Genomic DNA, 7,220 nt, shown 5'->3' with positions numbered 1-7,220 from the left:
GGAATCAATGAGTCCGATGCAGGCAACGATGCTGTTGGAGGTGATGGAAGATCGTTACGACAAAAGCAGCAGCATCCTGATCAGTCAACTGCCGGTAAAAAAATGGTATGGACTGATAGAAAACCCCACGACAGCTGACGAGTTACTCGATCGGCTAGTACACCCCAGCTATCGACTGGAACTTAAAGGCGAATCACTACGCAAAGAGCAAGGAGTAGCCAGCACAAGAAAAATAGACTAAAACCGAGTCAGAAGATGAGCGAACACGTGATCGAATATCACTGGAATGGGTGATCGGAAAATATCGGAATAACTGATCGGATGTCGCCGGAACAGATGATCGGATACGTCGGAATCTGCACCAAACTGCAAAAACACCCGCAGCGGGGCGCCGCCGGCATAACGTTTCGCAAGCGTCGCCTGTTGGGCTCGCAGCGCGCTCGCCGCCTGACGCGCCAGCCCAGCACCAGATCCGGTTTCAGCGCCAGGATGCGCTCGATGTTCACGCCCTGCCACGAGGCGACCCGCTCAGGGCGCCGCGCCGCGGGAGGATAATCCGACCAGTCGCTGGCGCGGCCACCAGCACCTCGCCCATGCCGGCGGCGTAGGCCAACTCCGTCGCGTGGGGCGCCAGGCTTATCACCCGCCGCGCCGCCAGCGCCGGCCAGACCAGCAGCAGGCAAAGTAACGCGGCCAGCGCCGCGCGTCCGCGGCGCATTTACCGCTGGCCGGCCAGCGCTTGCACCATTTCCTCGACCAGGCGGGAGGAGTTTTGCGCCGCCACGGTGAGGAATTCTTCAAAGCTCAGATGAGACGCTTGATCCGCGACATCGGAGATGGCGCGCACCACAACGAAGGGCACGGCAAATAGGTGGCACACATGGGCGATGGCGGTAGCCTCCATTTCCACGGCGATCGCCTGCGGGAAGGTCTGGCGGATACGGGCCAGCCCTTCTGCGCCGTTGATAAAGGTGTCGCCGCTGACCACCAGACCGCGTACCGCATGCATGCCGAGGCGATCGATGATTTCCTCCGCCAGCGCCACCAGCGACGGGGCGGCATTGAACGACGCCGGACACTGCGCCATCTGGCCGGGCTCATAGCCGAAGGCGGTGACGTCGACATCGTGATAGCACACTTCATGGGACACCACAATATCGCCGACTTTCAGCGACGGCGCCAGACCGCCGGCGGAACCGGTATTGATGACCAGCTCAGGCTTGATATGATCCAGCAGCAGCGTGGTCCCCAACGCAGCGGAAACCTTGCCGACGCCGGATTTCACCAGCTCTACCTCAACGCCGTGTAGCTGACCGGTATAAATTTCACACCCCGCCTGCTGATGGAGGGTAGAGTGGCTCAAGCGGTCGCGCAGCAGCGCGACTTCCTGTTCCATTGCGCCGATAATGCCAATTTTCATACAAAGCGTTCCTGTTAACAAAATAGCGGGTTTAAATGATAGCGGGTGTTCATAGGGTGCATTCTAGCACGCCTACCGCGGGAAAATAACGGCCGGTGGGGTTGCGTTTGCCGGCGGGCATTGGTATCACGGTAGGGTGCGGATCTCATGCGGGGAAAACATGTCCGATATCAACTTCAGCCATAAAATCAGTTTCCAACGTCCCTTTAGTCCGGCAATAAGCGCCCAGGATGATTATGCTATTATTCGCCAATTTGAAAGCGACCGCGGGCGCATTATCAATTCCGCCGCAATACGCCGGCTACAGCAAAAAACCCAAGTTTTTCCCCTTGAGCGCAATGCCGCGGTGCGCTCTCGCCTGACCCACTCGCTGGAGGTGCAGCAGGTCGGCCGCCATATCGTTAAAGAGATCTTTCATCGCTTCAAAAGCGACGGTCGCACTGGCGCGTTGGGATTATCGCAGATGGAAGCGCCCTGCGAGAGCAGGGTGGAGATGGCCTGCCTGATGCACGATATCGGTAATCCGCCGTTCGGTCATTTCGGCGAAGCGGCAATCAACGACTGGTTTCGCCGCCGACTGGATATCGCCAGTCTGGAGCAGGACACCCTCGGCAACGATCGGTGCCAGGTGGCCAGTCTGCGCCTGCGCGCCGGCGACAAAGTCAACAATGCGCTGCGTGGCCGTATTCGTCTCGATCTGTGCCATTTTGAAGGCAATGCCCAGGCCATTCGTATGGTGCATAGCCTGCTAAAGCTTAATTTGACCTATGCGCAGGTCGGCTGCATTCTTAAGTACACCCGCCCGGCCTACTGGCAGGGCCCGGCGCCGGCGGTGTTCAGCTATTTAATGAAGAAACCGGGTTTTTATCTCGCGGAAGAAGAGTATGTCCAAACGCTGCGGCGCGAATTATCGCTAGGGGAATTTCACCGTTTTCCGCTGACGTATATTATGGAAGCCGCCGACGATATTTCCTATTGTATTGCCGACCTGGAAGATGCGGTGGAGAAAAAAATCTTTACCGTGGAGCAATTGTATCTTTTCCTGCAAAAAAAATGGGGCAGCGTCGTTAAAGGTGATCTGTTCGATAAAGTGATAGGCCAGGCGTTCAACAAAATTAGACGTTATCAAGGGCTGTGCAGCTGCGATCAGTTTTTTATGTATTTACGGGTCAATACCGTGGCGCGGTTAGTGCCACATGCGGCGCAGCGTTTTCTGGATAATCTGGCGCCCATTTACGACGGCAGTTTCAATCAGGCGCTGCTGGAGGACTCGAGTCCGGCGTTTCGGCTGTTAAAGATATTTAAAAGTGTTGCTTTCAAGCATGTGTTTAATCATCCTGAAGTTGAGCAGTTGGAACTGCAGGGCTACCGGGTGATAAGCGGGCTGCTGGAAATTTATAACCCCTTGCTTGACATGTCGCAGGAGGATTTTCAACGGTTGGCGGCGGAGGATTATCATCCCGCGCATCCCATCGCCAGCCGCCTGTATCATAAACTGTCCGCCAAACATCGTCTGGCCTATGGCGAGGCGATGGAAACGGTCAACCGCTATCCCGCCGGCCAGCAACCCATGATGGAATTTTATTATCGCGCGTGTTTAATCCAGGATTATATTAGCGGTATGACCGATCTTTATGCCTGGGATGAATATCGTCGGCTGATGGCCGCCGAGTAGCCGCGAACACTGTGGTCATTTGTAAAGCGGATCAATATTTTTTTACCTTTGCCGCTTTCTTTGCGCTGAACTACGGGGTATTTCATAACTCTCATGGAGAAACGCAGCACGTTCTGCATAATGCCCCCTTACTTTTAAGTCGAGATAATCACAGATGAAAAAATCCACATTGGTCCTGACGGCGCTTGCTCTGAGTCTGGGCATGGCGCTAAGTCCCGTCTCTGTCTTTGCGGCAGAAACCGCCGCGACCAATCAGCAGTTGCCTAGCCTGGCGTCGATGCTGGAAAAAGTCATGCCCTCCGTGGTGAGTATCAGCGTCGAGGGCAGCACGCCGGTCACGTCGCGGCAGATGCCCGATCAGCTCAAGCAATTCTTCGGTCAAAATTCGCCGCTGTGCCAGGACGGCTCTCCCTTCCAGGCGTCACCGTTGTGCCAGGGGAGCGATGAAGGCGGCGACGGCGGCGGCGCGCCGGCCCAGGAAAAATTCCAGGCGCTGGGAGCCGGGGTCATTATCGATGCCGATAAGGGCTACGTGGTGACCAACAATCATGTAGTGAATGACGCGTCTAAAATACAGGTTCAGCTCAACGACGGACGTAAATTCGACGCCAAGCTTATCGGTAAGGATCCGCGATCCGATATTGCGCTGGTGCAGCTGATTGACTTCAAAAATCTGACCGCCATAAAAATGGCCGATTCCGATCAGCTGCGGGTCGGGGATTATACGGTGGCTATCGGCAATCCCTACGGACTGGGGGAAACGGCGACGTCCGGTATCGTCTCGGCGCTCGGACGCAGCGGGTTGAATATCGAAAATTATGAGAACTTTATCCAGACCGATGCCGCCATCAACCGCGGCAATTCCGGCGGCGCGCTGGTCAATCTGAGCGGGGAGCTTATCGGTATTAATACCGCCATATTGGCGCCGGACGGCGGTAATATCGGCATCGGTTTTGCCATACCGAGCAATATGGTCAAAAACCTGACCAAACAAATTGTTGAATTCGGTCAGGTAAAACGCGGCGAAATTGGGATCCTCGGCACCGAATTGACGCCGGAACTGGCGAAAGCCATGAAGATCGATGCCCAGCGCGGCGCATTCGTCAGCCAGGTAATGCCTAAATCCGCCGCGGAGAAAGCCGGCGTGAAAGAGGGGGATGTGATCGTCACCATGAACGGCAAGGCGCTGAACAGCTTCGCCTCGTTCCGGGCCGACATCAGCTCGCAGCCGGTGGGGACCAAAATGACCCTCGGTCTGCTGCGTGACGGTAAACCGGTCACGGTCACCGTCACCCTTGAGCAAAGCACGTAATCCCAGGTGGATTCCGGGATAGTCTTTACCGGCATCGAAGGAGCAGAGCTCAGCAACACCGAGCTTGACGGCCAGAAAGGCGTGCGGGTAGATAACGTCAAAGCCGGCAGCACCGCCGAGCGGGTCGGGCTGAAAAAGGGCGATGTGATCCTCGGCGTGAATCAGCAGCCGGTGGAAAATATGTAAGCGCCCCGTGGAGGACGTCTTGAATTATTGGTGGGTTTGTTGTATGAGACAATAAACCTACGTTACACGCTTATGCTCATTGCATTTTCACATTGTATTGATTTTAATAAATTTTATTTCCATCCCTGTTTGAGTGATATGAAATTAGTGGTTCTGAAGTTTGTGATAGTGTCCATTAAAATTTAAGTGGACACTATCATCGCCGGATTATCCATGATCTGACAGCCGTCCCTTATAGGATGCGGGTTCACTAGGCATCGTAGTGGAACATATTTTTACCGGGCTATACAACAAACCCACCAATAATTCAAGACGTCCTCCACGGGGCGCTTACGCTGTCGGCCTATTACCGGGGCAGCTGGTTTGACCAGATTACCACCACCGTGTCGATGCTTACCGCTAGCATCCCGTCGTTTTGGCTGGGATTGCTGTTGATCCAGTTTTTCGCCGTCAAGCTCGGCTGGTTCGATACCTCGGGCTATGGCGGCCCGGGCGCCGGTTTCGCCCCGCGTTTGCACCATCTGGTGCTGCCGGCGGTCTCGCTGGGCGCCGTCAGCTCGGCGCTTATTCTGCGATTCACGCGTGCCAGCATGCTTGACGTGCTTAACGATGACTATGTCCGCCCCGCGCGCGCCAAAGGGATGAGCGAATGGCGGGTGGTTATCCGCCACGCCTTCAAGAACGCCCTGATTCCGGTACTGACCGTGCTGGGCATGACCGCCGCGCTGCTGGTATCCGGCTCCATCGTCACCGAAACGGTGTTCGGGCTGCCCGGCGTCGGCAGTTTAACTGTGTCGGCGGTGCTGCGCCGGGATTATCCGGTTATTCAGAGCACGCTGCTGGTGATTTCCGGGCTGTATGTGCTGATTAACTTTCTGATCGACATGCTGTATTTATGGGTGGATCCCAGGGTGCGTTTCTCATGACGATGGCCGTTTCCACCGCCGCCAGGCGGGCCAATTTTTTCTGGCAGCTACTCAACCGCCCCGCCAGCGCCGCCGCGCTGGTTCTACTGCTGGTGATTATGGCGACGTCGCTGGCCGCGCCCTGGCTGGCGCCTTATTCACCCAGCAAATTGTCTATCATGAGCCAGTTATCGGCCCCTGGGGTCAGCCATTTCTTTGGCAGCGATGAACTGGGGCGGGATGTCTTTACCCGCACGCTGTATGTCGGCCAAACTTCGGTGATGGTCGGGGCGGTGGTGGTGGTTTTCGCCACCCTGACGGGGATCGTGCTCGGCCTGGCCGCCGGTTACTTCCGCCGCTTGGATACGCCGGTCTCGCGCCTTATCGACGCCATGATGGCCTTTCCCGATATCCTGCTGGCGATCGCGCTGGTGGCGGCGCTCGGCCCCACCGCCGTGAACGTCATTATCGCCCTCGGCACGGTCTACACGCCGCGGCTGGCGCGGTGGTACGCGCCTCGACCCTGGTGGTGCGCGAGTTGCCCTATGTGGAGGTGGCCAAAGCGCTCGGCGTACCCACGCCGATGATTTTGCTGCGGCATATCCTGTGCAATATCGCCTCGCCGCTGCTGGTGCAGGCGACGTTTATTTTCGCCAACGCCATTCTCGCCGAAGCCGGATTGTCCTTTCTCGGCGTCGGTATTTCACCGGATATTCCTACCTGGGGCACCATGATAAGCCAAGGGCGGCAATATATGGATGATACGCCCTGGATCATGCTGTTTCCCGGCCTGGCTATCGTGATAACGGTGCTCTCCCTGCAATTGCTGGGCGATGCGCTGCGCGATTTTCTCGATCCCCGTTTGTCAAAAGGTGCCTGATGACGATGTCCGAAAATGCTCCCTCTACCCCTCTGCTGCTGCGCGCAGTGCGACCTATCGGCTTTGAAAGCGCCGCTGCGCCGGCGGATGCCCCGCTGGATATCCTCATCGGCGCCGACGGCCGGGTCGCGGCGTGCGTGTCCAGCATTAACGCTATCCCACCGCAAACGCGCATTATCGACGGCGACGGCGCCTGGATCTCCCCCAGCTGGACCGACCTGCATACCCACGTGTGGTACGGCGGCACCGACATTTCCATCAAGCCGGCACTGTGCGGTGTGGCGCGCGGCGTCACCACGCTGGTGGACGCCGGGTCCGCGGGAGAGGCCAACTTTCACGGGATGCGCGAATGGATTATCGACCGCGTCGATGAAGAGATTTTCGCTTTTTTGAATATCGGCTCCATCGGTCTGGTGGCCTGCAACCGCATCAGCGAGCTGTCGACCATGAACGACATTGACGTCGATCGTATCGCCGCCACCGTAGACGCCCACCGTGATCGTATCATCGGGCTTAAAGTGCGCGCCAGCGGCGTTATCAGTAAAGGTTGGGACCTGGCGCCGCTTAAACTGGCGAAAAAACTCGGTAGGGTACTGAAACTGCCGGTAATGGTCCACGTGGGCGAACCGCTGCCGCTGTACGACGATATGCTGGGACTGCTCGACGATGGGGACATCATCACCCATTGCTTTAACGGCAAATGTGGGGTGGCAATCATTTCTGGACTCTCAAGGGGAACGATGGATTAGCCGGAAGCCCTTTACTGGCGCGGCTTACAGTGATTTTACAGATTCTGGACTCGTCGCAAAAAAATGAGCGGAAAATGATTTTTTTGCACTATA

General features: G+C 56.7%; 7 protein-coding genes and 2 pseudogenes. 7 read left to right on the top strand and 2 right to left on the bottom strand.

Annotated features, from left to right (window positions below; all coding sequences use genetic code 11):
• The coding region (locus tag ACMX3H_RS06350; protein WP_415210211.1) for an ATP-binding protein at window positions 1-241 on the top strand (241 nt) is incomplete at its 5' end.
• A gap of 211 nt (window positions 242-452) precedes the next feature.
• Here the strand turns inward: ACMX3H_RS06350 and ACMX3H_RS06345 are convergent.
• Window positions 453-718: pseudogene (locus ACMX3H_RS06345) on the bottom strand (ABC transporter substrate-binding protein); the annotation flags it as partial.
• Window positions 719-1,420, bottom strand: coding sequence for a 5'-methylthioadenosine/S-adenosylhomocysteine nucleosidase (gene mtnN, locus ACMX3H_RS06340; RefSeq protein ID WP_415210210.1), 702 nt, complete (start codon window positions 1,418-1,420; stop codon window positions 719-721).
• A 160-nt stretch (window positions 1,421-1,580) separates the two neighbouring features.
• Here mtnN and dgt point away from each other — a divergent pair, with 160 nt between their 5' ends.
• The 6 genes and pseudogenes from dgt (at window position 1,581) to ACMX3H_RS06310 (ending at window position 7,127) form a co-directional block, all read left to right on the top strand.
• The gene (gene dgt / locus ACMX3H_RS06335; RefSeq protein WP_415210209.1) at window positions 1,581-3,095 is read left to right on the top strand and encodes a dGTPase; all 1,515 of its coding nucleotides are present in this window, start codon (window positions 1,581-1,583) and stop codon (window positions 3,093-3,095) included.
• Window positions 3,096-3,249: 154 nt separating this feature from the next.
• A pseudogene (degP, locus tag ACMX3H_RS06330) lies at window positions 3,250-4,590 on the top strand (serine endoprotease DegP); the annotation flags it as partial.
• A 392-nt stretch (window positions 4,591-4,982) separates the two neighbouring features.
• Window positions 4,983-5,519: an ABC transporter permease gene (locus ACMX3H_RS06325; protein WP_415210212.1), complete on the top strand. Its 537-nt coding sequence runs from the start codon at window positions 4,983-4,985 to the stop codon at window positions 5,517-5,519.
• Entirely contained in the window at window positions 5,516-6,085 is a 570-nt protein-coding gene (locus ACMX3H_RS06320) for an ABC transporter permease (protein WP_415210208.1), read from the top strand. Before ACMX3H_RS06325 ends, ACMX3H_RS06320 begins: the two co-directional genes overlap by 4 nt.
• The gene (locus ACMX3H_RS06315) at window positions 6,004-6,378 is read left to right on the top strand and encodes an ABC transporter permease (protein WP_415210207.1); all 375 of its coding nucleotides are present in this window, start codon (window positions 6,004-6,006) and stop codon (window positions 6,376-6,378) included. The genes ACMX3H_RS06320 and ACMX3H_RS06315 overlap by 82 nt, the downstream gene beginning before the upstream one ends.
• Window positions 6,378-7,127 carry a hypothetical protein gene (locus ACMX3H_RS06310; RefSeq protein WP_415210206.1) on the top strand — a complete coding sequence of 250 codons (750 nt, stop codon included), beginning with the start codon at window positions 6,378-6,380 and terminating at the stop codon, window positions 7,125-7,127. Before ACMX3H_RS06315 ends, ACMX3H_RS06310 begins: the two co-directional genes overlap by 1 nt.
• Window positions 7,128-7,220: the final 93 nt, after the last annotated feature.

This window comes from Sodalis sp. (in: enterobacteria) (assembly GCF_047607725.1).
Taxonomy (GTDB): Bacteria; Pseudomonadota; Gammaproteobacteria; order Enterobacterales; family Enterobacteriaceae; genus JBLKSS01.
The sequence above is the reverse complement of the archived record's forward strand: the minus strand, read 5'-3'. Positions and strand labels throughout refer to the sequence as shown.

What these genes read in the sequence shown, in the direction of transcription:
- mtnN (WP_415210210.1), bottom strand. Translation starts at nt 1,420, where the DNA reads ATGAAAATTGGCATTATCGGCGCAATGGAACAGGAAGTCGCGCTGCTG.
- dgt (WP_415210209.1), top strand. Translation starts at nt 1,581, where the DNA reads ATGTCCGATATCAACTTCAGCCATAAAATCAGTTTCCAACGTCCCTTT.
- ACMX3H_RS06325 (WP_415210212.1), top strand. Translation starts at nt 4,983, where the DNA reads ATGCTTACCGCTAGCATCCCGTCGTTTTGGCTGGGATTGCTGTTGATC.
- ACMX3H_RS06320 (WP_415210208.1), top strand. Translation starts at nt 5,516, where the DNA reads ATGACGATGGCCGTTTCCACCGCCGCCAGGCGGGCCAATTTTTTCTGG.
- ACMX3H_RS06310 (WP_415210206.1), top strand. Translation starts at nt 6,378, where the DNA reads ATGACGATGTCCGAAAATGCTCCCTCTACCCCTCTGCTGCTGCGCGCA.